This is a genomic window from Vibrio sp. TMPB1044, assembly GCF_030442075.1.
Taxonomy (GTDB): Bacteria; Pseudomonadota; Gammaproteobacteria; order Enterobacterales; family Vibrionaceae; genus Vibrio; species Vibrio satsumensis.
Map to the genome: position 1 here is coordinate 412 of NZ_JAUJED010000084.1, position 371 is coordinate 782.

Below are 371 nucleotides of genomic sequence, written 5' to 3' on the forward strand. Positions count from 1 at the left end.
AGAGTTTTTCAAGTTTTAAACTTTCAAAACCATTTTTAAATACTCTCTTACGAGAATGCTTAAAGATGGTGGGCGATACCGGGCTCGAACCAGTGACCCCCTGCTTGTAAGGCAGGTGCTCTCCCAACTGAGCTAATCGCCCATGATAGTTTTAATTCCTTCATGGAGAAAGAATGGTGGAGCTATGCGGGATCGAACCGCAGACCTCCTGCGTGCAAGGCAGGCGCTCTCCCAGCTGAGCTATAGCCCCATATTTTTATTTCCTTGGGAGGAAATGGTGGGTCGTGCAGGATTCGAACCTGCGACCAATTGATTAAAAGTCAACTGCTCTACCAACTGAGCTAACGACCCAATGGTATCCCGTAGGGGAG

3 tRNA genes are annotated in these 371 nt (G+C 48.0%); all 3 read right to left on the reverse strand.

What is annotated here, in order from left to right:
- Positions 1–66: 66 nt before the first annotated feature.
- Positions 67–142, reverse strand: a tRNA-Val gene (locus QQ041_RS23645).
- Between the two features lie 32 nt (positions 143–174).
- A tRNA-Ala gene (locus tag QQ041_RS23650) sits at positions 175–250 on the reverse strand.
- A gap of 25 nt (positions 251–275) precedes the next feature.
- Positions 276–351 (reverse strand) — tRNA-Lys (locus tag QQ041_RS23655).
- Positions 352–371: the final 20 nt, after the last annotated feature.